This is a genomic window from Streptomyces sp. NPDC086777 (assembly GCF_040702065.1).
Taxonomy (GTDB): domain Bacteria; phylum Actinomycetota; class Actinomycetes; order Streptomycetales; family Streptomycetaceae; genus Streptomyces.
The window spans coordinates 14,311-38,138 of the sequence record NZ_JBFBJI010000062.1 but is presented as its reverse complement, the minus strand read 5'-3'; the positions used below and the strand labels follow the sequence as shown (position 1 = coordinate 38,138).

The following is a 23,828-nucleotide window of genomic DNA, read 5'->3' as shown; positions in this document are numbered from 1 at the left end:
AGCGCGGCCGGCTTGCGCCGGAGCAGCTGAGCCATGGCCTCGGCGATCAGCTCGCCACCCGCGGCGGCGTCCGGAACGATGACAACTTCCACGCTAGCCCCGCCCACCCGCGAACACGGCCGCCACCTCGGGGATGCGGTCGATGTAGCCGTCGAGGAGCTGACGGCCGACGCCGACCGAGTCGACCAGGGGATGCAGCGAGAACGCCTTGAGCGCATCGGTGCGGGAGCCGGTGACGGCCGCGCTGATGGTGAGCCGTTCGACCGCCTTGACCTGCTGCATCAGGCCGGCCTGGTGCAGGTCGGGCTGGGTGATGGTGAGCGGGTGGACACCGTTGGCGTCGACGGTGACGGGGACCTCGACGACCGCGTCCTGGGGGAGCGCGGACACCGTCGTGCCGTTGCGCACGTTGAGGATCATGGTCGCGCGCTCGTTGCGGCTGACCGCTGCCATCACGGCGAGGGCGACACCCGCGTAACCCTGGTGGGCGGGATCGGGCCGGAAGTCCGCGTCGGCCTCGGCCTCACCCTGGACCGCTCCCTTGGCCTCGGCCATGTAGTTGGCGCTGCGGTTGGCCACGGTCTCCCGCCACAACTGCACCGCCGACCCCCCGGCCGCCTCGGTCACCCGCGCGTAGAACTCCCGCTGCTGCCGGGCGAGGAACTCGCCGCGGGTCTGCGGGGCGTCGAGGATGGAGCGTACGGCTTCCCGGTTGAAGTAGTAGTAGTACAGGTACTCGTTGGGGATCAGGCCGAGGTCGCGCAACCACTCCTTGCCGAAGACGACTCCCTCCTCCAGGCCGCCGAGGCGCTCGTCGTCGGCGAGCAGGCGGGGCAGGACGTCCTCGCCCTCGTGCAGGACCCGGCGCATCCAGCCCAGGTGGTTGAGGCCGACGTAGTCGAACTGGGCCCGGGACGGGTCGAGTCCGAGCGTCGTCGCGATCCGGCGGCCGAGGCCCGAGGGGGTGTCGCAGATGCCGAGGACGCGGTCGCCGAGGACACTCTGCATCGCCTCGGTGATCATGCCGGCCGGGTTGGTGAAATTGATGACGTACGCGTCGGGTGCGAGCCTGCGCACGCGGTGCGCGATGTCGAGCATCACGGGGATCGTGCGCAGGCCGTAGGCGAGCCCGCCGGGGCCGGTGGTCTCCTGCCCCAGGACGTCGAGGTCCAGGGCGACCCGCTCGTCGCACATCCGGCCCGGGAGGCCGCCCACCCGGATCGCCGCGAACACGAAGTCGCTGCCCTCCAGGGAGTCGTCGAGCGAGGTGCTGACCGTCACCCTGGGGGCGTCGGGGCGGCCGTCGGCGAACCGGGCGAGCACCTCGGCCATGGCCTTGAGACGGGCGGGATCGGTGTCGTACAGCCAGACGTCGTCGATACGAGGGGCGCCCTGGTCGTGCAGCAGGGCCTGGTAGACGTACGGCACGCGGAATCCACCGCCGCCGAGGACCGTCAACTTCATGCGAGTATCACCTTTCCACCCGCCTCGCGGCAGAGCTGGAGAGTGTCGGGGTCGGCACCGCCGGTGGTGATCAGGACGTCGATGTCCGACAGCGGGCACACCCGCAGCGAGCCGGTGCCGGGGAACTTGGTCTCCGCGGCGACCAGGACGACCTTGCCGGCCGTCTCGATCATGGCCTGCTTCAGGGGCGCCTCGACCGCCATGTTGTCGACCACGTGACCGCTCGGACGGACCCCGGTGCAGCTGAGGAAGAGCAGGTCGGCGCTGACCTGGCGCAGTGCCTGCTCGGTCAGGGAACCGACCAGGGACTGGTAGTTGCGGCGCAGCACACCGCCCAGCATCACCAGGCGGACGGCCTCGTCGTGACGGAGTTCGTCGAGCACGGCCAGGCTGCTGGTGATGACCGTGACCGGGCGGCCACGCAGCCGCCGGGCGATCGCCGCGGGTGTGGTTCCGATGTCCAGAACGACCACGCTGTCGTCCTCGACGAGCTTCACGGCCTCCTCCGCGATCGCCTCCTTCAGGGCCTGGTCGACGGTGGCGACGACGTCGAAGGGGATCTCGTCCACGGGCCCCCGCTCGGTCGTGTCCACCGCGCCGCGCGGGGAGAGGGCGGCGCCCCCGTAGGTGCGCACCAACTCGCCGTTGCGGTCCAGTTCGATCAGGTCCCGACGGATCGTGGACTCGCTGACCTGGAGCCGCTCGGCGAGCTCGCGCACCGAGGCCACCCCCGTCGTGCGCAGGGATTCCACGATCTTCGCGTGTCGATTGCGTGAAGTCACGCAGTGAAGGTAGCACCATCTGACTGACTTCAGTCATCGGGGAGGGGAAACTTTCTCGTAACTGACCGACTCTTGTCATCTTGCCCAAGCGGTGCTCATAGTTGAGCACTTCATGTGGCGGCACCAGACGGAGGCGGTACCCGTGCTCGATGTGCTCTTCGCCGGCGAAGTCTTCTGTGACCTCGTGTTCGCCGGCATCCCGCACCTTCCCACCCAGGGCGGTGAGGTGTACGCGGACCGGTTCGCCGTCGTCCCCGGCGGCACCGCCACCCGGAGCGTGGCCGCCGCCCGGCTCGGGCTGCGAACCGGCCTGTGCGCGGTGATCGGCACCGACTTCCTCGGCGCCCACATCGCGACCGAACTCGCCCGCGAGGAGAACCTGGACCTCGCCTGGCTGCGCCAGGACCCGGCCGTACAGACGCCGGTCACGGTCGCCGCGACCAACGAACACGACCGCACCTTCATCACCTACGAGGAGGAGGGCGCCCTGCGCCCGCAGGTGTGGGACGGTGAGCTGCCCGGCACCCGCTTCGTCCAGCTCACCATCGGCAGGCCGCTGCCCGACTGGGTCGCCCGGCTGCGCGCCCGCGGCACCCGGGTCGTCGGCGGCGTCGGCTGGGACCCCACCGGCCGCTGGTCCCCCGAGGTGCTCGCCCGCCTCGACGAGGTCGACGTCTTCGTCTGCAACGCCGTCGAGGCCACCAGCTACACCCGCACCGACACGGTCGAGGAGGCCGTGAAGGTCCTGGACGGCCTGGTGGCCGACGTCGTGGTGACGGACGGCCCGCGCGGCGCGCTCGCCGTGGCCGGCGACACCGGCGAACTCGTGCGGATCCCCGCACCCCGGGTGTCCGCGGTCGACCCCACCGGCGCCGGTGACGTCTTCACCGCCGCCCTCATCAACGGCCTGAGCCACGGCTGGCCCCTGCCCACCCGCCTCCGCTTCGCCGGCCTGTGCGCCGCCCTGTCGGTGCGGAGCCTGGGCGGCGCGGGCAGCGCGCCGAACCGGGCGGCCGTCGACGACTTCCTCACCGAGATCTCCGGCATCCCCGACGAGGACGTCGAGCGGATGCGGGCGGTCCTGCACTGACGTTCACCGGACCCGCCCCCAGGCGACTCGGCCACTCCGGCCAACCGGCCGCGCGCCGGATCTCTCCCCCCGGAAGCCCCACCGGCCGTCCCCGTCGGCCGTGTTGTCCCGCCCCGCCGGGAACAGCCGCAGGGCCCCCACCCCTCCGGGAACACCGCACTGCCCACAGCTCCACCAGCACCAGGAGGACCACTCCATGACCGAGAGAACCCGAGGCAGTTCCGCCCGGCGCGTCGCCGTCGCGACCGCCCTCGCCACCGGCCTGCTGACGGCCGTCGCGGCCTGCTCACCCGGCCCCAGCGGCGACTCGTCCGCCGGTGCCGCGGACAGCACCGCGGGCCCCGTGTCCACGGACGTCGCCAAGACGGGCAAGGTCACTCTCACCGAGTGGGACCAGAACACCGACCCGGGTACCGACGCCTCCACCGAAGCACTCAACAAGGCGTTCATGAAGAAGTACCCGAACGTCACGATCAAGCGGGTCTCCCGGTCCTTCTCCGACCTCAAGACGACCCTGAAGCTCGCCCTGTCCTCCCCGAACCCCCCGGACGTCGTCCAGGCCAACCAGGGCTACCCCGACATGGGCGCCTTCGTGAAAGCCGGCCTCCTCCAGCCCGAGGACCGCTACGCCAAGGTCTACGGCTGGAACACCGCCTTCCCGTCGCAGCTGCTCGACCTCAACCGCTTCAGCTCCGACGGCAGGACCTGGAAGACCGGCAACCTCTACGGCGTCTCGCAGACCGGCGAGATCGTCGGCATCTACTACGACAAGGCCAAGCTCAAGTCCCTCGGCCTGACCGTCCCCACCACCCTCGCCGGCTTCGAGACCGCCCTCGCGAAGGCCAAGTCGTCCGGACTGCAGCCCATTTCCTACGGTGACGCGGACAAAAGTCCCGGCATCCACATCTTCGGCGTCGTGCAGGCGGCCACCGCGGGCAAGGCGGAGGTCCGCAAGCTGGTGTTCAACGAGGGCGGCGCCAAGTGGACCGACGCCGGGAGCCTGAAGGCGGCCACCACCTTGCGCGGTTGGGCCGACAAGGGCTACCTCGGCTCCGGCTTCAACGGTGAGAGCAAGGACCAGGCGGTCGCCGACTTCGCCGCAGGCAAGTCGCTCTTCCTCGTCGACGGCACCTGGCAGGCCGCCGTACTCGAACCCAAGATGAAGACGAACGTCGGCTTCACCGCGCTCAGCCCCGCCGACGGGCAGCCCGCGCTCACCCAGGGCGGCGAGGGCCTCGCCTGGGCGATGACCTCCAAGTCCAAGCACCCGGACGTGGCCGCCGCGTACATCGACTTCCTCGTCAACAGCAACGGCATGAAGGTCCTCGCCGCCCACGGCAACCTGCCCGCCCTCCCACAGGCCGACTACCAGCCCGCCGCGGGCACCGTCGACGCCGACATCCTCGACCAGTGGAAGGCGGTCAGCGAGAAGGACGGCCTGCTGCCCTACCTCGACTACACCACCTCGACCTTCTACGACACCCTCACCGCCGCCGTCCAGGAGCTGACGGCCGGACAACTCTCGCCCCAGGCCTTCGGGGCCCAACTCCAGTCCGACTACGCCGCGTTCCAGCAGAGCAGCTAAGGCCGTACCCCTCATGGCTGTCACCGCACACCGCCCGACGGTACGCCGGCGCCGGACCGACGCCCCCAGCGGGCGCCCGGCCCGGCGCCGCGGCCGGATCCAGTGGAAGGGCTACCTCTACGCCCTCCCCGCCCTGGCCGTCCTCACGGTCTTCCTCCTGATCCCGCTCGGCCAGCTGGTCCAGATATCCCTGTTCCACTGGGACGGACTGTCCGCCTCGACCTGGGCCGGCCTCGACAACTACACCGAGATCGCCCGCGACCCGCAGCTGCGCGCCGGCTTCCTGCACTCCCTGGTGCTGATCCTCTTCTTCTCGGTCCTTCCGATCACGCTCGCCCTGATGCTGGCCGCGATCACCACCCGCGCCTCCCGGCTGCACGGGGTCTCCGTCTTCCGCGCGCTGATCTTCCTGCCGCAGGTCGTCGCCATGGTCGTCACCGCGACCGCCTGGACGGCGATCTACGCCCCCGACGGCGTCCTCAACACCGCCCTGCGCGCGATCGGCCTGGACGCCGTCGCCCGCCCCTGGCTCGGTGACTTCGCCACCGCCCTGCCGTCCGTCGGACTCATCGGCACCTGGCTGGAGATCGGCCTGTGCCTGGTGCTGTTCATCGCCGGCATCGGCCAGATCCCCGGAGAGCTGTACGAGGCGGCCAAGCTCGACGGAGCGGGCCTCGTACGGGAGTTCTTCGCCGTCACGCTCCCCGGCCTGCGCGGGCAGATCACCGTGGCGCTCACCCTCACCGTGATCGCCGCGCTGAAGACCTTCGACCTGGTGTACGTGGCGACCCACGGCGGCCCCGGCAACGCGACCAGCCTGCCCGCGTTCGAGGTCTACAACCGGGCCTTCGGCACCGGCCAGGTCGGCTCGGCCTGCGCGATCGCCGTCGTGCTGACCGCGGCGATCCTGCTCATCACCTTCCTGATCACCAAGCTCCAGCCCGAGGAGGACGGCTCATGATCTCCGCACGCGAACGCGCGCTCAACTACGTCGTCCTGACCGTCTTCGCCGCGCTCGCCCTGATCCCGCTGATCGGCGTGGTGGCGTCCGCGCTGACCCCCGCCGCCCAGGCGTCCGCCTCCTTCACCTGGCCGCACCACCTCGACCTCGGCAACTTCGCCACCGCCTGGCATCAGGGCCACTTCGCCACGTATCTGGGCTCCAGCCTCGTCGTGGCGGTGTCCGTCGTCGTGCTCACCGCCGTCCTGGCGATCCTCGCCGGGTTCTCCTTCGCACACTTCGACTACCCCGGCCGGTCCCTGCTCTTCTACATCACCCTGATCGGTCTGATGGTGCCGCCCGAGGCGTTCGTCATCCCGCTCTACTTCAATCTGCGTGACGCCGGGCTCGCGGACTCCTACTGGGCGCTGATCCTGCCGCAGACCGCCCAGTCCCTGGCCTTCGGCGTCTTCTGGATGCGCAACTTCTTCCGCTCGGTACCGGTCAGCGTCGTCGAGGCGGCACGGCTCGACGGCGCGACGGACTGGCGGCTCCTCTGGCGGATCCTCGTCCCCACCAGCCGCCCCGCCCTGCTGACCATGGCCATGCTGGTCTTCATGTGGACCTGGAACGAGTTCCTGCTCCCGCTGGTCATGATCACCGACGAGAACAAGCGCACCGCACCCCTGGGCCTGGCCTTCTTCCAGAGCGAGCACACCACCCAGTACTCCCTCCTGGCGGCCGCCTCGATCATCGTCGCCCTGCCGGTCGTCGCGCTCTATCTCTTCCTGCAACGGCACTTCATCTCCGGCATGCTGTCGGGCGCCGTCAAGGCGTGACAGCGGGCCGCACCTCATCAGCACAGGGACCGGTACGGCAGGTCGGGCAGGTACTGCTGCCACTGCCGCGGTGTCAGGGCGCCGTGGGTGGTGACGCAGACCCGTTGGACGGCCACCCCGACGCCGACGCGCGTCAGCTGCAGGGTGCGGTCGTCGGCGACGGTTGCCAGCACACGTCCGTCCGGGCTGAAGGCCGCGTCGTTGACGGGGCCGCCGTGACCGGTCAGGGCCGAGCCGATGGCGGTGGCATGCTCCGGACGGGACACGTCCCACAGGCGCACGGTCCGGTCGTCGCCGCCGGTGGCCAGGACATCCCCGTCCGGACTGAAGGCGAGGGAGTCGACGAAGCTGGAATGACCGGTGAGCGGCTGGCCCACCCGTGCGAAGTGCGCGGGGTCGGTGACGTCCCACAGCCGTACGGTGTGGTCGGCGCTCGCGGTGGCGAGGGTGTGCCCGTCGGGGCTGAAGGCCGCGGCGCGAATGCCGCCGCTGTCGGTCGGTACGGCGGGCCGGAACAGCCGGGGCCGGGCCGGATCCGACGTGTTCCACAGACGCAGCGTGTCATCGGAGCCCGCGCTGGCCAGAACGTGTCCGTCCGGGCTGAACGCCAGCGCCTCGACGCTGTCGGTGTGGCCCAGCAGGACACCCAGGGCACGAGCACGCCCCGGATCGGTGACGTTCCACAGCCGTACGGTGTGGTCGGCGCCCGCGCTGGCCAGCACGCGGCCGTTCGGGCTGAACACCACGCGCGCGACCGGGCCCTTGTGGCCCTCCAGCGTCCGCAGGCGCCTGGCCCGTCCGGGGTCGGCGACGTCCCACAGGCGCAGGGTGCCGTCGGCTCCGGACGTGGCCAGCACGCGGCCGTTCGGGCTGAACGCCACGCTGGAGACGGTGCCCTTGGTGTCCGCCGGCGCAGCAAGTGCTCGGGGACGCGCCGGATCGGTGACGTCCCAGAGCTTCGTGGTCTGGTCGCTGCCCCCGGTGGCCAGAAGACGACCACTGGGGCTGAAGGCGACGGCGTCGAGCGGACCTGGGGTGGCCAGACGAGTAGCGGGAAGATGCCACAGCCGTACCGTGTGATCACGGGAGGCACTGGCGAGCGTACGGCCGTCCGGGCTGAAGGCCAGCCAGTAGACGTAGTCGGTGTGACCGGTCAGCGGATCGCCGAGAGCCGACGGATGCCGGGGGTCGGTGACGTTCCACAGTCGAACGGTGTGGTCGGCTCCGGCGGTGGCGAGGGTCCGTCCGTCGGGGCTGTACGCCACGGCGTACACGGAGTCGGTGTGGCCGGTCAGCGCGGGGCCCAGAGGAGCTGCGTGCGTGGGGCGGGACACGTCCCACAGGCGCACGGTGTGGTCATTGCTGACACTGGCGAGCGTGCGTCCGTCGGGGCTGAAGGCGACCGCGTAGACCGTGTCCCTGTGGCCCTTCAGCGGAGAGCCGAGGGGCCTGGGCTCGGCCGGGTCCGCGATGTCCCAGAGGTGGATGGTGTGGTCGTGGCCCGCGCTGGCGAGCACACGCCCTCGGGGGCTGAACGACGCCGAGGCGACCGCCCCCACATGGCCGGTCAGCGCGTGACCGATGGGCGTGGCGCGCGCGGGGTCGGACACGTTCCACAGCCGCAGCGTGTGGTCGTAGCTCGCGGTGGCGAGGGTCCGGCCGTCGGCGCTGAACGACACGGAGAACACGTAACTGGTGTGCCCCCGCAGGGGCGGGCCCCACATCGCGGGACGCGCCGGATCGGTGACGTTCCACAGCCGTACCGCCCGGTCACGGCCCGCGGCCGCCAGGGTGCGGCCGTCGGGGCTGAAGGCCAGCCAGTACACCCAGCCGATGCGGTCCCTGAGGGGTTTGCCGAGTGCCCTGGGGCGGGCGGAGTCGCCGACGTCCCACAGGCGCACGGTGCCGTCGGCGCCCGCGGTGGCAAGGGTGCGCCCGTCAGGGCTGTAGGCCACCGCGAAAACGGTGCCGGTGTGGCCGCTCAACGTGGTCGCGAGGGGCGTGTTCTCGGTGCTGAGGAGCCTGGTGTAGAGCTCGGGCGAGGGCCGCAGCCGGTAGGCGGCCAGGCTGAGACGCGCGGCCAGCGAGGTGTCGTTGCTCTCCACCTGCTCGGAGCGGGCCGTGATCTCGCGGGATATGGCGACGTCACGCTCCGCCCGTGCGGCGCCGCGCTGCTGGAACGCGACGACGGCGGCCGTCGAGGCCAGTACCGCCAGGACGGCCAGTACGGCGACCGCCGCACGGCGCAGGCGGGCGGCCCGGCGTCGCTGCCGGAAGGACGCCGTCAGGAAGTCCTGGACCCGCTCGCCGAGGAGGAGGTCGCCGCGGTGACGCTCGGCCCATTCGCCGGCCGTGGCCAGTTGACCGCCGCGGAAGAGCAGGCCCGGATCCTTGTGCGAGCGTTCCCAGGTGGTTGCGGCTTCCGTCAACCGCTGATGGATGAGCAGACCTGCCCGGTCCTCGTTCAGCCAGCCGGCCAGCCGCGGCCACGCCTGGAGCAGTGCCTCGTGGGTGATCTCGACGGTGTCGGTGTCCAACGTGACGAGGCGGGCCCGCGCCAGCGCGTCGAGAACGGCCTGGGAGCCGGGACGGGCGAGGGCGTCCAGTTCGGCGCGCGCGACGCGTCGTTTGGTGTCGTCGGCCCCCTCGCCGAGCACGACGAGCCGCAGGAACACGGCACGGGCCAGGTGCTGTTGCGAGGGCGTCAGGCCGGCGAAGACGGTCTCGGCTGACTGCGCGAGTGCATGTCGGATACCGCCGACGGCTTCGTAACCGGCCAGCGTGAGGGTGTTGCCGCGCCGGCGCCGCCAGGTCTCGCGCAAGGCGTGCGAGACCAGCGGCAGGGCGTTGGGCTGGCCGGTGGCATCGGCGACGACGCGGGCCAGCAGCGGGGTCTCGACCGTGCAATCGGCCTGTACGGCGGGTTGGCTGATGGCCCGGCGCAGTTCGTCGGTGGACATCGGGCCGACAAGCAACTGGGCGTCGCGCAGAGCCTCCACAAGCTCCGGGTGTTCGCAGCAGCGGGCGTAGAAGTCGGCCCGGACGCCGATCACGACGCGGGTGCGGCTGTTGGCGGCCTGGGCTGCGGTGGTCAGTGCCTCGATGAATGCGGCCCGTTCCCGGGTGCTGCTGCAGAGAGTGAAGACCTCCTCGAACTGGTCCACGATCAGGAGGAGTTCGCTGTCCTCGGGCCGGTCGGCGAGGATCTGCAGAACGGTCATGTGCAGGGCGCGGGGCTTTGCCCGCAGCTCCTCGGACAGGGCGGTGGCTGATCCGCCGCTCAACGCGGCCAGTCGTGCGGCGCACTCCTCCAGCGGGTGGGGGCCCGGGACGAGCAGTACCGTGTGCCCCTCGCCCTTCCCCGCCGTGACGGCGTCGGCCCTGGGCAGCAGACCGGCCCGCAACAGGGACGACTTGCCCGAGCCGGAGGCGCCGAACACCGCGAGGAAGCGATGGTCGCGGACGCGGCTGACCAGGTCGTCGGTCAGGCGTTCGCGTCCGAAGAACCGTTCGGCGTCCTGGGGCTGAAACGCCGCGAGCCCCGCGTAGGGGCTCCGGCGTTCGTCGTCGGGGGAATCGGGCGACGCCCCGGCAGGTGCCGCGGCCGCCAGTTCCGCGGCGGTCGAACGCCAACGTCTCTCCCACTCGGCCGGATCACCGTCACAGGCCCGCACGTATCCGAGGGTGACGGCCAGGCTCGGCAGTCTGCGCCCCGCGGCGGCGTCCGCGAGGGTCGAGGACGAGTAGTGCGCCCGACGGGCCAACTCACGGTAGGGCGGACTTCCCGCCTCGGCCCGTAATCCCCGCAGGCCGGCCGCAAAGGCGGTCAGCACGCCATCGTCGTCCGCCAGCGGACGCTCGGCTCGTGGCACCCGTACCTCCCCGAGATCAACAGATCCGGCTCATTGTCCGGAGGTTGTTGTCCGCCGTCCAACCCCCGATTCCGGACAACGGAACAGCAGTAGAAACAAGGGCGGCAGCCGACTGCGGTCGCCGCTCGGCGGACCCACCCCGGTCCGGCGGACGACCGGACTCCGGGCCCGGGGGAGCAGCGCCGGGCGCTCGACAACGTGCGCAGCGGCAAGGGCCCGTACGACGGGCTGCCGGCCACAGAGACCCACAGCGAACGACCGACGGAAGGACGTCATGGGAAACACACAGAGGGCGAAGCCGGTACCCAGGCGGCTCGCCGTCGGCTCCTTCCTGGGCGCCGCAGCACTCGTCGTGACCACGTCGGCGGTGGCTCCCACCGCCGAAGCCGCGGACTGCCCCTCCGGGGCACTGTGTGCCTACACCTCGACCTACGAAACCGGGTCACGCGGGGCGGTCTACCAGGACAACACGGACCTCACCGGCTTCTCCCCGTTCCGTGGCGCCGAGTCCCTGTGGAACGCCGGTACCTCGTGCAACGTACGGGTCTACAGCGAGCGCAACTACACGGGCCACTACTGGACGTTGGCCCGCGGCACCGGCATGTACTCGCTCAACGACGTGGCCGACAACCCGGAATGGGGAACGGCTCTGTACCACCACGTCTACTCGGACAACTGGTGCGTGTGAGGCGAGCTCCCGCACGGCTCGCGGAGATCGTCGTCACCGCCGCAGCGTTCACGGCCGGCTGTTCGTTCCCGGGCAGCGGCGGCCAGGGGCAGGTCCCGCTCGACCCGCGACCGCTGTCCGCCGCCCTCGTCACCTCCGTGGCGGACACCGCTCGTCTGCGAGAGCACGAGGAGTCCGCCGTCGCCGATTGCATGGCACGCCGCGGATTCAGGTACGAGCCGGAGCGAACGACGGTGAGCGAGCGCGCGGTGACCACCAATCCGTACGGCCTGCTGCGCAAGGACCAAGCACGCCAGGACGGTTACGGCGTAGTGGGCGAGATTCTCGGCGGGACGCGCGACCTTGCCCCACCGGCCGTGCACCACTCCACCGGCTGGACAAAGGCGCTTCAGGGCACGCACGTGGAGAGGTTCACTCTGTCGACCGGGGTGGTCCTGACCTACCGGCCCGACGGGTGCGCGTACCAGGGCCGGGAAGCAGCCTACGGGCCGGGCTTCAACCGGCTTGAGAGTGAACTGGAGGGCTTGCAGGCGGCCGTGATGGACCAGGTCGAAGGAGACGGCCGGTATATCGACGCACTGGCCGAATGGTCCTCGTGCATGCGGAAGTCAGGCTACGTGTACGACGACCTGCAGGCACCGCGAAAAGAGCTTGCCCGCGACGTGGAGTCGACCGACGGCAGCGACGGAGCACTACGCAGCCTGGGCCGCAAGGAGTTGCGCATCGCGTCCGACGACTACGACTGCGAGCGCAAGGTACGCCTTCACGAGACGGTGTACGAAGCCCAACGGGACGCGGAGAGATCCACGCTCAACGACGCGACCCGAGACGACCTTCGGCGGTACCGGACGTTGAAGCGAAAAGCGTTACGGTCGCCAAATTGAGGCACGGGCCCGAGGTACGGCACACCCACGCACGTGCCGGACCGTGCCCGGTGCACCAGCCACCCCCTGCACGACCTCGGATGACGAACCCCCGAAGCAGCCCTGCCTGATCACGGGGGCATTCCGGCCAAGAACCCGTCGGGAGACTTCCGCAGCAGGTCCCCGCCCGAGGTACCAACCAATCCCACCGAAGGAGAGAGATGCTGATCCGCTCGCGCCTCGCACGGTTTGCCGCAACGGCAGCCGTCGCCGTCGGGGCAATGACCGCCTCGACCGTAGCTCCGGCGTCGGCAGCGCCGGCCGCCTTCCCCATCGACACAACCGAGTGCCCCAGCCAGTACTTCTGCGCCTGGCACGTTCAGGACAATTCCTACTCGCAGATGTGCAAGTGGAAGGACGACGCTCCCTCCTGGTTCGACTGCTCCTGGGTGGCGGACGGAAAGTTCACGTACGCCGTCTACAACAACGGCACCTCGGGACGCGGGGTGACGATGTACCGGGAGACCGGCTACGTCAGCCCCATTGGCGCCTGCGTCCCGAAGGGCAAGTTCGTCCGCCTCGCGAACAACTACAGCCCCCATTCGTCCCAGTGGAAGTGCTGACCCGACGCCAGGGGAACTGGAAGGCCTCGGACAAGGGTTCCGGGGCCCCGTCCGGGGCGGGCGTCACCACCTCGACGCGCTGACCGTCCAGCGTTCTCCCCGCGGAGCTCGACGACCCGTGCCAGCCTGCGCCCGGCGAAGCTCCGCGGGGGACAATCTCCGCGCAACGATTGAAGTGCGCAACACCAGCCCCCTTGGATGGTCGCCGTTGGCGGGTCGAACGAGACGGGACTGCGACGCTGCGTCCGTGAGATGCTCCATCCCGAACAGGGCGACTCCTTTGTCTGCGGGTGTTCCACCGCGCGGTGTGGTCCAGTCCGCCCGTCCTGGCACAGTGTGGGCATGGCGGATGCGAACGCAATCTACGGTGCGGTGGGGGCTGTCGGGGGCGCACTGATCGGCGCGGCGGCGGCAGTGATCGCCCCGGTTCTTGTGCAGAGGGGCTCCTCCAGGAACGAGATGAAGGCTGAAGCGCGCAGACGGGTCGGCGAGGAGGTTGAGCGGATCATTGAGATCCGTACCACGGGGCGTGCTTGGCAGGACACTCTCGAACGTGCTGTTCAGGATTTGACGGCTGACCGTCACGTGGACATCGACCGCTTCGACGAGAGCATCACCGCGCTTGAACGTGAGGCTGCAGCGGCGGCCTACGCCGTTGCGGTGGACGGTGTGTGGGTCGGGTTGGGACCGGCGTCCGGGGACTATTCACCCGGTGTCGTCCTCGAACTGCTCGCAGCGGGGACGGGTCAGGTGCGCGCCGAGATCCTTCGCCTTCAGAATGCCCAGGTGACTGCCGAGGAACGACGGGAGGCCTGTGCAGAGCTGGCCCAAGCTGTTGCTTCGGCGAAAACGGCGCGTGCGCAGCTCAACGCCCGTCTGGTAGAGCGTATTGAGAGCATCCTGGGTGGCGCCGTGCGGCGGCTCTGACTGAGCGTTTGGTCCGGTCACGGTCGAGTCGGTGCCGTTTCCGGATCACCGGACCTGACGCTCAGTCAGTCGGTGGCGGGTCCGGTGGGGATGGCCGCGACCGCCGCCGCGGTCATCTGCCGTGCGGTGGTCACAAGGCTGGCGATCGCGTCGTCGGGGGACAGGCCACAGAGGTCGATGAGGGCGAACAGCGACTCGGCGCTGATCACGAGGGCGAGACCGCGGACCAGTTGTTCCACGTCCGCGCGTTGCGCGGAGCCGCACCCGTTGGTCCACGGTGCGAGAGCGTGCTCGATGAGGGCGAAGCGGCGGACGGGACGGTCCTTGGCCGTCGCCGGTTTCGCGATGGTCGAGGCGACGACCACGCGGACGGCACCCTGCCTGCGCACCACCGCCCGCCCGAGGATCTCCGCGCCGGCCCTCCGCAGCACCGCCACGCACAGCACGACGAGGGTTTCTACATACTTTCGGGCAGCGTGCGGTTCACCGTCGGACAGGACGACTACGACGCCGGAGCCGGTACATGGGTCATGGTCCCGCCCGGCGCACCGCACACGTTCGCCAACGTGACCGACGACACCGCGGTCATGCTCAACACCTTCACCCCGGACCTGTACGTGCAGTACTTCCGCGACCTCAAGGCCATGGTCGAGTCCGGGCAGCCGTTGTCACGCGACGCCGTCGCAGAGGTCTGGACGAAGTACGGCACCGAACCGTCGACCGAGTACGCCTCGTGAACGCTCTCCTCGGGGCCAACGCTGTCGGCGCGGCCGCCGGCATCGCTTTCGCGCTGGTGGGAGGCGTACGACCGGCGGCGCTGAGTGACAGCGGTACGCCGACCCCCGGCGAGCGCTTCTACGGCTGGATGTACGCGACCAGGGGAGTGCCACTGGGCGTGGCGGCCCTTGTCGCACCGCTCGCGTGGCCGGGCCCCGCTGCCGCGCTCATCCTCTGCGCGGCCGCCGCGGCCCAGGTGGGCGACGCCGTCATCGGCGTCGCCACCCGGAAATGGACGATGATCGCGGGCGCCTCGCTCCTGACCGCGATACACACCGCAACGGCTGTCGCCACCGCCTGAGCGCGACCCCCTTCCGACGGTGGCCGGACGGGGGCTGCGACCGGCACCGGCGATCGCGGTGCCGGGGCCCAGCCCGCTCCCATGGTTGTGTCGAGCGCGGAATCGGGGGGTGTTGGTTCGTGCCTGTTCGGATTGCGTGCCGAGCGCGTCCGGCATCGGGTTGTGGTCTGGCGGGAGATTCGCAGGGTGGGTGTGTTCTCGCTCGGGCGCGGTGTGTGGGCCGTTCCGTGCGTGGGGGCCCTTGCCGCTCGTGTCGGCGGGCGGTGATGCTTGTCGAGCGGGCCGACGGGCAGGCCGTGTTCCTGAGCGCCTGGGGACGCGGCACCGACGCCGCCCGCCCGCTTCGAGGCCACGTTCACCGCCGCCCGCTCGGCGGACTGTGCGGAGCTCTCGGGCGGCTGTGGATGGTTCGAGGCGGAGCCGGCCGAGGAGCGCCGGTTCGCCGGGTTGCAGCCGGCCGGGTCGGAGAAGGAGGTGCAGTCGTTGGGAGGATTGCGGCGCTGGCACCGGGGCCTGCCCGCGCGGGAGGTCTTCGGAGTTCCGGATGCGGGCGACGTGGGCGGGCGGCGCAGGGAGCGCGCCGTCGCCTGCGAGGTCTACGCCGAGCGGGCATTCGCCGCGCCGGATCGGATGCCGAGGGTGCATCGGTGACGGCGACTTCGGCCCCGGCCCGGCAGATGTGGCCGTTGTACGCGGCGGGGTTCACCACGGCCTTCGGCGCGCACGGCATTGCCGCCAACCTCGGCGGCCACTCCGGTGACGCTGTCACCTCCCTGCTCGTACTCGGCGGATTGCTCGCCCTCTATGACGGCGCCGAGGTCGTCCTCAAGCCGCTCTTCGGCACCCTCGCCGACCGGATCGGTGCCCGCCCGGTGCTGCTCGGCGGGCTCGCGGCCTTCGCCGCCGCGTCCGCGCTGTACGCCTTCGCCGACAGCCCCGGCTGGCTCTGGGCCGCCCGCCTCGGCCAGGGAGCCGCGGCCTCGGCCTTCTCGCCGTCCGCCTCCGCGCTGGTCGCCCGCCTCAACCCGGCGGCCCGACACGGGCGGGCGTTCGGCAGCTACGGTTTCCACAAGTCCATCGGCTACACCCTCGGCCCGCTGCTGGGCGGTGCTCTGGTGTGGGCCGGAGGTCTGCGCCTGCTGTTCGCCGTCCTCGCGGTGCTCGGCGCGGCGGTCGCCGTCTGGGCCGTGCTCGCCGTCCCCGACGTACCGCCGCTGCCCAAGGTCCGGCAGACGGTCCTCGATCTGGCCCGACGCCTGGCCGAGCCCGCTTTCCTCGCCCCGACGGCCGCGCTCGCGGCGGCCACCGCAGCCCTGTCGGTCGGCGTGGGCTTCCTGCCCGTCTCCGGCCGTGTCGTCGGGCTGGGCACGGTCGTGACCGGGGCGGCGGTGTCGGTGCTCGCCGGCTGTGCGGCCGTCGTCCAGCCGCGTGCCGGGCGCGCCGTGGACGACGGACGCCTCACCGTCCGGACCGGCCTGGCCGCCGGGCTGTCGCTCACCGCAGCGGGGCTGGCCTGCGCGATGCTGCCGGGGCTGACCGGCATCCTCCTCGGGGCCGCCCTCATCGGCGCCGGTACGGGGCTGATCACCCCGCTCGGCTTCGCAGCACTGGCCGCGAGCACGCCCGCGGAGCGGCTGGGGCAGACCATGGGCGCGGCCGAACTGGGCCGCGAACTGGGCGACGCGGGCGGCCCCCTGCTCGTCGCAGCCGTGGCCTCGACCGCCACCCTCACCTACGGATTCGGAGCGCTCGCCGCGCTGACCGGGGCACTCGCGGTCGCGGCATTCCTGCACCGCCGCTCGGCGTCGCCTGCACCCCGGCCGAGGAACGCACGGTGAACGGCCTTGCTACCGCCGACACAATGAGGTGGATCAGCCCTGGCCACCGTGCCCGCGATCGCCCCCCCGCGGCACCTGCACGGTCTCGGCCTCGGCAGCTACCGCTTGGTGGGCGAGCGCACTTTCGCCTCGCTTCACGGCTCCCGACGTCTGCACATCCGCTGGGAACGGCGAGCCGACATCAGCGAGCCGGCGGACCCCGCTGTCACCAGCCGCGGACCAGGAAGATCATCACAACTCCCGCGACGAAGAGAGTGCCTCCTCCGCCGCCGAAGAGGTGAACAACCAGACGATCGTCCTTGTAGTCGATGTCTCCACGCGTTCCGGTCTTTGCCCGCGTCGGCATTTCCGGGTCGTAGACAACAGGCACAACGTCCCCCGGCGAACCGACCGGCTCCAACATCACTTCTTCGAACTCGCCCGCGGAACGGCCCTCGGGCAGGGAGACTTGCAGGTAGAGACGCATCTGCCCACGCACGGGCTCCCAGCGGGTGATGGTCGCCTCGCCCTCGACGCCCTGCCGCTCCAGCCTCCGCAAGCGGCGATAGTCCCAAGCGCTCTGCAGCTGCAGGATCAGACCGACGGTGCCCAGGATCACGCAAAGGATCCCCAAGAGATCGATCGGGCCGCCAGGTTCCCCCACTGCCTGTCCCCCTCCTTGAAGCCCCCAACCGCTGTACTGAAGATTCAACAGGGAGGCATCACAGAGATCAACCGGTCACGGACCGACCGCGGACGAGAAGCCACGCCCAGGGAGCGGGTCCGGCGCGCACCCGCTCCTTGCTGCCCGGACGTGTGACACCGTGCGAGCGCCAAGTCGCCCCACCGTGAAGCGCCTTCGACCGGCGGTAGTGACTTGGCCGGCGCAGACCATCCACTCCGACTTGTCATCCGCTGTGAGTCGTCGCGTCAGTTCTCGTGTCTGCGCCGCAGCACACGCCGGCCGATCAGTGCGGCGGCCAGAACCGCGAGAGTGATCAGCGTGTAGAGCCGGTAGCGGGTGATCTCGTCGTAGAGGGCGGTGATGTGGGTGCCGGCCACGAAGGCCAGCGTCGCCCACAGGCCGACCCACAGTGCGGCACCGAGCGCGTTGTAGGCGAGGAAGCGTCGCCAGGGCATGCCGCCGGTCCCGGCGATGATGCCGTTGGCCTGGCGCAGCCCTTCGACGAAGCGGGCCACGGTGACGATGTGGCCGCCGTGGCGGGTGAAGAACTCCTCGGCCTTCTGGAAGCGCTCGGGGGTGAGGAGGACGTAGCGGCCCCAGCGGTGCACGAGGGTCCGTCCGCCGGAGCGGCCGATCAGGTAGCCGACGTTGTCGCCCACGACGGCTGCGGCAAAGGCGATCACCGCGACCGCCACGATGTCCAGCCGGCCGGCCCCGGCATAGATCCCCGCGGCGATCAGGATGGTCTCGCCCGGGGCGGGGACGCCGAAGTCCTCGACGAGGACCACGGCGCCGACGGCCCAGTAGCCGTAGTGTCCGAGCAGTGGGGCGAGGTGGGCCAGCGGACCCGGCAACGGCGGCACCATACCTGCACCGTACGCCGCACCGCCGGGCCGGCGCGTCGCTGGGCACCGCAGGCCGATGCGGCAGGAACAACCCCGACAGATCCACATCGTGGCCTTCACTCCCTTGCTCTGCCGCCCACCTCCACAGCAGAACTGACTTCAATTATGGTTCGGTTGGTATCGGTGACGAGGAGGTCGGTCGGTCATGGCGTTCGTTCTCATCCACGGGGCAAGCTTCGGCGCGAGCTGTTGGGACGAGTTGGTCCCCCACCTCCGCACGGAGGCGTTGGCCGTCGACCTTCCCGGGCGCGGAACCAGAACCGAAGTCGGTCTGGGCGCGGTCACGCTCGCGGACTGCGCTGATGCGGTCCGCGAGGACGTCGAAGCGAAGGATCTGCGGGACGTGGTACTGGTCGGTCACTCCTTCGCGGGCGTCACGATCCCGCGGGTCCTGGACCTCATGCCCGAGCGGATCCGCCACGTCGTCCTCGTGTCGGCCGTGGTGCCGCCGGACGGTTCCCGGGTGCTCGACCAGATCGATCCCGCGGTGCGGGGCCTGGTGGAGCAGTCCATCGCCGACGGCGTCTACCACCAAACCCGCGAGGGCGCCGCCGCGATGCTGTGCAACGACATGGACGAGGCGACCACCGTGTCCACCCTGGACCGGCTGACCGACGACTCGGCCGCACTGCTGACCGAGGCCGTGGACCTGAGCGGCTACGGACGCGAGATCCCGCGGACGTACGTGCACCTCACGCGCGACAAGTGCTACGTCGAGGAACTCCAGCAGCGATCCATCGCGCTGCTTCGGCCCGACGTCATCGATCTCGACACCGGGCACATGGCCATGATCAGTGCACCCGAGAAACTTGCCGCCGTCCTCAACGCCGTCCACGGCTGATGGCCTCCCGCAGCCCCGGCACCACACGCCGATCAAGCGGTCAGGAGCCGGCCGCACGGCCCCCTCGGGCCGGTCCGAGTCCTGACCGGCCGAGGGGGTCCACCGCAGAACGTCGCGGTGAACAGGCTTTGCGCCACCGCTCATTGACTGTGCGTCGAGGCGCTGCGGTAGTCGGTGTACGTGTAGGGGTTGTCGAGGACCTTCGTCTCGGGGATGTCCGGGTTCATGCCGTTCACCCACGCCTCCTCGCCCATGGCCGACCGCAGGTGTTCCACGGTCTGCTCGACCGTGTGCCGTACCGCGCTCAGGTCGATGCCGAGCAGCCGGTGCTCGTGCTTGACCACCCGGCCGTCGACGACCACGGTGTGCACGTCGCCGCGCTGGGCCTGGAACGCCACATGGCCGTAGGGATGGAGCACCGGGAACGAGACCGGCGAGTGGTCGTTCTTGAGCAGGACGAGGTCGGCCTTCTTGCCCGCCTCGATACTGCCGAGGTCCTGCTCGCGGCCGAGTGCCCTGGCACCGCCGAGAGTCGCCCACTCCACCACCTGGTCGGCGCGCAGCGCGCAGTGGGTGACGGTCTCGCCGCCTGCGTGGGCTTCCAGGTGCTCGCGGGCGCGATCGGCGCCGAGCGTGGTACGCATGGCGGAGAACAGGTCGCCGCTCCACCACACGCTGGTGTCCATCGACAGGGAGACGGGGATGTCGTGGGAGCGGATCGCCCAGGTCGTCGGATAGCCCTGGCCGGCGCTCTGCTCGCTCTCCGTGGACACCGAGACCGAGCCGCCGGTTGCCGCGATGCGGTGGTAGGAGTCGGCGGACAGGGTGGAGGCGTGTACGTAGACCGTCTCGGGGGTCATGAAGCCGTGCTCGTGCATCAGCCGGATGCCGTCGTCGTTGGTGGCGCCCCAGACGCCGGCGTGGGTGGTGACGGCGACGCCGAGGTCGCGGGCCACCTCGAAGGCGGGCTTCTCGGGGAACGCGGGATCACCGGTGACGTCGAAGGCGAGCTGGAAGCCGAGCATGTCGTCGCCGGTGATGCGGCGGCGCACGAAGTCCCGGAACTCCGGCGCCGCGGTCCATTGCGCCGGAGCCTGCTGGATGTTGCCGTAGGCGAGGACGAACCGGCCGGGCACCGACCGGAGCGCGTCCACCGCGGCGTCCGCGTGGTCGACCGTCTGCAGACCGTGCGACCAGTCGACGACCGTGGTCACCCCGGCGTCCAACGCTTCGACGGCGGCCAGAAGGTTTCCGGCGTGCACGTCCTCGGGCCGGAAGGCCTTGCCGTGTTCGAGGTAGTACCAGACGAAATACTGGGTCAGGGTCCAGTCGGCGCCGTAACCGCGCATCGCCGTCTGCCACATGTGCCGATGTGTGTCGATCATGCCGGGCATCACGATGCCGCCGCCCGCGTCGATCTCCGCTGTCCCCTCCGGGACGGCGAGACGCGGGCCGACCGCGGTGATCCGGTCGCCGGTCACGAGCACGTCGGTGTCGGTGAGCACCCGTCGCGTGCGGTCCATGGGCAGCACCGTGCCGCCGCGGAAGACGAGGGGGCGTCCCTCCTGGAATGGGGTCGGCTGGCGCATCACTGAAACTCCCACACTATGGCGGACGAGTGTCCGTATGGCGGCTCGTTGTTGCTGTCCGATGCTCATCATGCTGCCGACCCCTGTCAATGCCGCGGGTGCTCCGAACTCCGTCCAGATGTGCCGCCAGGTGTCCGCTCTACGGTCGGATGACAGTCGTTGACGCCGCACCACGGACACCGGAGCCTGTTTTCCTGCGTAGAGTGCCCGCGGTGGACTGTCCGGGAGACGGACACGCGCAGAGTTGAGTCGACGACATCCAAAGGAGCCACCATGCCGCGTGAAGGAACCGGGCCCGACTTCATCGAGGCGCTGGCCCGGGGGCTGGAGGTCATCACCGCGTTCCAGCCCCGGCAGCCGGTGATGTCGCTGACCGACGTGGCGACCGCGACGGGACTGGCCCGACCCACCGCGCGCCGGATCCTGCTCACCCTGGCCGAGCTGGGATACGTACGCCCGCAGGGCGGCGGTTTCGCCCTGACCCCGCGCGTCCTGGACCTCGGTGTCGCCTACGTCCGCTCGATGGGACTGTGGGACGTGGCCCGTCCGCACCTGGAGCGGCTGGTCGAGCGCACGAACGAGTCCTGCTCGATCGCCCAGCTCGACGGCTCGGACATCGTCTACGTCGCACGGGTCTCGGTGCCCAAGATCGTGACCCTCGCCGTGCAGATCGGCACCCGCTTCCCCGCGCTGCCCACCTCGCTGGGCAAGGTCCTGCTGGCAGCCCTGCCACCCGAGGACGTGGCCCGGATCCTCGCCGAGCCCAGCCGATCCGGCCTGGAGTCCGTGTGGCACCCGGACCGGGCCGAGTGGGAGGCGGAGCTGCGCGAGGTGCGTGCGCGGGGGTGGGCGATGACCGACGAGCAACTGGCCAGGGGCATCCGATCGGTGGCCGCCCCCCTGCGGGACGGCTCGGGCCGGGTCGTGGCGAGCGTCAACGTCAACGCGCACGCCGCCGAGACCTCGGTGGAGGCGCTCCTCAACGACTACCTGCCGCCTCTCCTGCAGGCCGCCGGCGAGATCAGCGTGGACTTCGCCCGCCTGGAGGCCGCACCGCACACCGTCCGGCCGTCGGGCGTGAACGCGAAGGCTTGACGCCCCCTCGGCCCAGGACACAAAATCGCCTTCCGGACGATCGTCCGCTGTGCGGACGAGGAGGCGAGAATGATGTCACAGAGTGCCAAGCCCGCCCGGCAGGGCACCGCGGGACCGCTGTCCGGGGTGCTCGTCGCGGACTTCTCGCGCATCCTTGCGGGGCCCTACGCCACGATGCTCCTCGCCGACCTGGGCGCCGACGTGGTCAAGGTCGAGGGCCCGAGCGGGGACGACACCCGGACCTGGATGCCGCCCACCCGCGACGAGGTCTCGACCTACTACCTCGGGGTCAACCGGGGGAAGCGTTCGATCGCCCTGGACCTGCGAGACGAGGGCGACGCCGAGGTCGCCCGGAAACTCGCCCGCCGCGCGGACGTCCTGATCGAGAACCTCAAGCCCGGCGGCATGGCCAAGTACGGCCTGGACTTCGAATCGGTCCGGCAGCACAACCCCGGTCTGATCTACACGTCGATCACCGGCTTCGGCGCGGGGCCCGGCCGGCACGTCCCCGGCTACGACCTCATGGTGCAGGCCATCTCCGGGCTCATGAGCCTGACCGGCGACCCGCAAGGTCCGCCCTACCGCGCCGGGATATCCGTGTTCGACGTGATGGCCGGCAACCACGCCGCGATCGGCATCCTCGCCGCGCTGCGTCACCGGGACGTCACGGGCGCCGGGCAGCTCGTCGAGGTGAACCTGCTGTCCTCGGCCCTGACGGGCCTGGTCAACCACAGCTCGGCCTACGTCGCCGGCGACACCGTGCCGTACCGGATGGGCAACGCCCACCCCAGCGTCTTCCCGTACGAGCCGCTGCCCACCGCCGACAACGACCTGATCGTGACCGCCGCCAACGACGGCCAGTTCCGCAAGCTGTGCGAGGTGCTGGGCATACCGGAGGTCGCCGACGACCCGCGGTTCGCCCGCAACGCCGACCGCACCGCCCACCGCGAACAACTGCGCCCCCTGCTGGTCGAGAGGCTGGTGACGCGCGGCGCCACCGAATGGTTCGAGGCACTGGTTGAGGCCGGTGTACCGAGCGGACCGATCAACACCATCGACGGCGGGTTCGCCATGGCCGAGCGCTTCGGACTCGACCCGGTCGTCACCGTGGGGGAGGGGGACCGCGCGGTGCCCACCACCCGGCACCCGATCCGGTTCTCCGCCACCCCCGCCACCTACCGGCTGCCGCCCCCCGAACTCGACGAACACGGAGAGGAGTTGCGAAAGTGGCTGGCCGGAACGGAGGAGCCCGACCATGGCTGAGCCGACGCGTCGCCCCACCTACCCCACCGCCCTGGGCGCCTCCGACCTGAAGACCATCACCCTGCTCGGTCACGACCTGGCCGAGGACATCATGGGCTCGGTCGGCTTCGGTGAACTCGCCTTCTGGCTCGCCACCCAGCGGCGCCCCACCCCCGGCGAGACACGCGTCTTCGAGGCCGTGCTCGCCGCGCTGGCCGACCACGGCTTCACCCCCACGGCCATCGTCACCCGCCTGACCTACCTCTCCGCACCGGACTCGGTCCAGGGCGCGCTCGCCGCCGGCCTGCTCGGCGGCGGCTCCCGCTTCCTCGGCGTCACCGAGGACACCGGCCGGTTCCTGCACGACGTACTGGAGTCCCTGGAGGGCTCCCTGCCCACGGACGAGGACGGCTGGGACGAGGTCGCCCTGCGCACGGTCCGCGAGCAGCGGGCGGCCGGGAAGTTCGTCCCCGGCCTGGGGCACCACGTGCACAAGGAGGGCGATCCCCGTACGCCGCGGCTGATGCGCATCGCACAGGAGGAGGGCGTCCTCGGACCGCACCTGAGCCTGTTCGCCGCCATCGGCCGAGTCCACCCGGCCGTACTGAACCGAACGCTCCCTCTCAACGGAGCGGGCGTCTGCGGCGCCGCCCTCGCGGACCTCGGCCTGCCCCTGCCGCTGCTGCGCGGCTTCGCGCTGCTGGCCCGCACCGCCGGACTGATCGGCCAGCTCGCCGAGGAACTGCGCCATCCGGTCGCCCACGACGTCTTCCTGTCCGTCGACCTCAACAACACCCCCGTCGCCCCCGACCCCTACACGCCCGAACCCCTCACGGAAGAACGGCGCGAGGACTGACCCCGCGACCGCCGCACCGCCCCCGCCGCAACCGCCCGCAGACCAAG

The 23,828-nt window shown here is 70.7% G+C and carries 22 protein-coding genes and 3 pseudogenes; 17 read left to right on the top strand and 8 right to left on the bottom strand.

Annotated elements, in window-relative coordinates; all coding sequences use genetic code 11:
* The 3 genes and pseudogenes from AB0472_RS43765 to AB0472_RS43755 all read right to left on the bottom strand — a co-directional run.
* Window positions 1-92 (bottom strand): annotated as a pseudogene (locus AB0472_RS43765) (glucosamine-6-phosphate deaminase); the annotation flags it as partial.
* A gap of 1 nt (window position 93) precedes the next feature.
* A complete protein-coding gene (locus AB0472_RS43760) occupies window positions 94-1,464 on the bottom strand; it encodes a 6-phospho-beta-glucosidase (protein ID WP_366365061.1) in 1,371 nt (456 codons plus the stop codon).
* Window positions 1,461-2,246, bottom strand: coding sequence for a DeoR/GlpR family DNA-binding transcription regulator (locus AB0472_RS43755; RefSeq protein WP_366365059.1), 786 nt, complete (start codon window positions 2,244-2,246; stop codon window positions 1,461-1,463). The genes AB0472_RS43760 and AB0472_RS43755 overlap by 4 nt, the downstream gene beginning before the upstream one ends.
* Before the next feature lie 142 nt (window positions 2,247-2,388).
* Here AB0472_RS43755 and AB0472_RS43750 point away from each other — a divergent pair, with 142 nt between their 5' ends.
* The 4 genes from AB0472_RS43750 (at window position 2,389) to AB0472_RS43735 (ending at window position 6,700) form a co-directional block, all read left to right on the top strand.
* On the top strand, window positions 2,389-3,336 hold the full coding sequence (locus AB0472_RS43750) for a PfkB family carbohydrate kinase (protein ID WP_366365058.1): 948 nt from the start codon (window positions 2,389-2,391) through the stop codon (window positions 3,334-3,336).
* 196 nt (window positions 3,337-3,532) lie between these two features.
* Entirely contained in the window at window positions 3,533-4,921 is a 1,389-nt protein-coding gene (locus AB0472_RS43745) for an extracellular solute-binding protein (protein ID WP_366365056.1), read from the top strand.
* 13 nt (window positions 4,922-4,934) lie between these two features.
* Window positions 4,935-5,882 carry a sugar ABC transporter permease gene (locus AB0472_RS43740; RefSeq protein ID WP_366365054.1) on the top strand — a complete coding sequence of 316 codons (948 nt, stop codon included), beginning with the start codon at window positions 4,935-4,937 and terminating at the stop codon, window positions 5,880-5,882.
* Window positions 5,879-6,700, top strand: a complete 822-nt coding sequence (locus AB0472_RS43735; protein WP_366365052.1) for a carbohydrate ABC transporter permease — start codon at window positions 5,879-5,881, stop codon at window positions 6,698-6,700. The genes AB0472_RS43740 and AB0472_RS43735 overlap by 4 nt, the downstream gene beginning before the upstream one ends.
* 17 nt (window positions 6,701-6,717) lie before the next feature.
* Here the strand turns inward: AB0472_RS43735 and AB0472_RS43730 are convergent, their stop codons facing one another.
* Entirely contained in the window at window positions 6,718-10,572 is a 3,855-nt protein-coding gene (locus tag AB0472_RS43730; protein WP_366365051.1) for a hypothetical protein, read from the bottom strand.
* Between the two features lie 274 nt (window positions 10,573-10,846).
* Between AB0472_RS43730 and AB0472_RS43725 the strand changes: the two genes are divergently transcribed.
* The 4 genes from AB0472_RS43725 (at window position 10,847) to AB0472_RS43710 (ending at window position 13,673) form a co-directional block, all read left to right on the top strand.
* Entirely contained in the window at window positions 10,847-11,260 is a 414-nt protein-coding gene (locus AB0472_RS43725; RefSeq protein ID WP_366365049.1) for a peptidase inhibitor family I36 protein, read from the top strand.
* Complete coding sequence (locus AB0472_RS43720) at window positions 11,257-12,144, top strand: hypothetical protein (RefSeq protein ID WP_366365047.1); 888 nt, start codon at window positions 11,257-11,259, stop codon at window positions 12,142-12,144. The genes AB0472_RS43725 and AB0472_RS43720 overlap by 4 nt, the downstream gene beginning before the upstream one ends.
* Window positions 12,145-12,404: 260 nt before the next feature.
* Complete coding sequence (locus AB0472_RS43715) at window positions 12,405-12,746, top strand: peptidase inhibitor family I36 protein (protein ID WP_366365046.1); 342 nt, start codon at window positions 12,405-12,407, stop codon at window positions 12,744-12,746.
* 342 nt (window positions 12,747-13,088) lie between these two features.
* Entirely contained in the window at window positions 13,089-13,673 is a 585-nt protein-coding gene (locus tag AB0472_RS43710; RefSeq protein ID WP_366365044.1) for a hypothetical protein, read from the top strand.
* Between the two features lie 65 nt (window positions 13,674-13,738).
* On the opposite strand, the gene AB0472_RS43705 is transcribed toward AB0472_RS43710, so the two are convergent.
* The gene (locus AB0472_RS43705) at window positions 13,739-13,912 is read right to left on the bottom strand and encodes a hypothetical protein (protein ID WP_366365043.1); all 174 of its coding nucleotides are present in this window, start codon (window positions 13,910-13,912) and stop codon (window positions 13,739-13,741) included.
* Window positions 13,913-13,921: 9 nt separating this feature from the next.
* On the opposite strand from AB0472_RS43705, the gene AB0472_RS43700 reads away from it, so the two are divergent.
* The 5 genes and pseudogenes from AB0472_RS43700 to AB0472_RS43680 form a co-directional block, all read left to right on the top strand.
* On the top strand, window positions 13,922-14,410 hold the full coding sequence (locus AB0472_RS43700) for a cupin domain-containing protein (RefSeq protein WP_366365041.1): 489 nt from the start codon (window positions 13,922-13,924) through the stop codon (window positions 14,408-14,410).
* Window positions 14,407-14,751 carry a hypothetical protein gene (locus AB0472_RS43695; RefSeq protein ID WP_366365040.1) on the top strand — a complete coding sequence of 115 codons (345 nt, stop codon included), beginning with the start codon at window positions 14,407-14,409 and terminating at the stop codon, window positions 14,749-14,751. Before AB0472_RS43700 ends, AB0472_RS43695 begins: the two co-directional genes overlap by 4 nt.
* 81 nt (window positions 14,752-14,832) lie before the next feature.
* Window positions 14,833-15,402, top strand: a pseudogene (locus AB0472_RS43690) (Chromate resistance protein ChrB).
* A gap of 26 nt (window positions 15,403-15,428) precedes the next feature.
* Window positions 15,429-16,589 (top strand): MFS transporter, encoded by a 1,161-nt coding sequence (locus tag AB0472_RS43685; RefSeq protein WP_366365071.1) that lies wholly within the window; start codon window positions 15,429-15,431, stop codon window positions 16,587-16,589.
* 78 nt (window positions 16,590-16,667) lie between these two features.
* A pseudogene (locus AB0472_RS43680) lies at window positions 16,668-16,778 on the top strand (IS5/IS1182 family transposase); the annotation flags it as partial.
* A gap of 16 nt (window positions 16,779-16,794) precedes the next feature.
* Here the strand turns inward: AB0472_RS43680 and AB0472_RS43675 are convergent.
* Window positions 16,795-17,232, bottom strand: a complete 438-nt coding sequence (locus AB0472_RS43675) for a DUF3592 domain-containing protein (protein ID WP_366365039.1) — start codon at window positions 17,230-17,232, stop codon at window positions 16,795-16,797.
* 266 nt (window positions 17,233-17,498) lie between these two features.
* Window positions 17,499-18,119 carry a DedA family protein gene (locus AB0472_RS43670; RefSeq protein ID WP_366365038.1) on the bottom strand — a complete coding sequence of 207 codons (621 nt, stop codon included), beginning with the start codon at window positions 18,117-18,119 and terminating at the stop codon, window positions 17,499-17,501.
* Between the two features lie 184 nt (window positions 18,120-18,303).
* On the opposite strand from AB0472_RS43670, the gene AB0472_RS43665 reads away from it, so the two are divergent.
* The gene (locus AB0472_RS43665) at window positions 18,304-18,999 is read left to right on the top strand and encodes an alpha/beta hydrolase (RefSeq protein ID WP_366365037.1); all 696 of its coding nucleotides are present in this window, start codon (window positions 18,304-18,306) and stop codon (window positions 18,997-18,999) included.
* 140 nt (window positions 19,000-19,139) lie between these two features.
* Here AB0472_RS43665 and AB0472_RS43660 read toward each other — a convergent pair whose 3' ends face one another.
* A complete protein-coding gene (locus AB0472_RS43660) occupies window positions 19,140-20,522 on the bottom strand; it encodes an amidohydrolase family protein (protein ID WP_366365035.1) in 1,383 nt (460 codons plus the stop codon).
* A 339-nt stretch (window positions 20,523-20,861) separates the two neighbouring features.
* Here AB0472_RS43660 and AB0472_RS43655 point away from each other — a divergent pair, with 339 nt between their 5' ends.
* The 3 genes from AB0472_RS43655 (at window position 20,862) to AB0472_RS43645 (ending at window position 23,781) form a co-directional block, all read left to right on the top strand.
* On the top strand, window positions 20,862-21,683 hold the full coding sequence (locus tag AB0472_RS43655; RefSeq protein WP_366365034.1) for an IclR family transcriptional regulator C-terminal domain-containing protein: 822 nt from the start codon (window positions 20,862-20,864) through the stop codon (window positions 21,681-21,683).
* A 72-nt stretch (window positions 21,684-21,755) separates the two neighbouring features.
* Complete coding sequence (locus AB0472_RS43650) at window positions 21,756-22,946, top strand: CoA transferase (RefSeq protein ID WP_366365069.1); 1,191 nt, start codon at window positions 21,756-21,758, stop codon at window positions 22,944-22,946.
* Entirely contained in the window at window positions 22,939-23,781 is an 843-nt protein-coding gene (locus AB0472_RS43645; protein WP_366365032.1) for a citryl-CoA lyase, read from the top strand. Before AB0472_RS43650 ends, AB0472_RS43645 begins: the two co-directional genes overlap by 8 nt.
* Window positions 23,782-23,828: the final 47 nt, after the last annotated feature.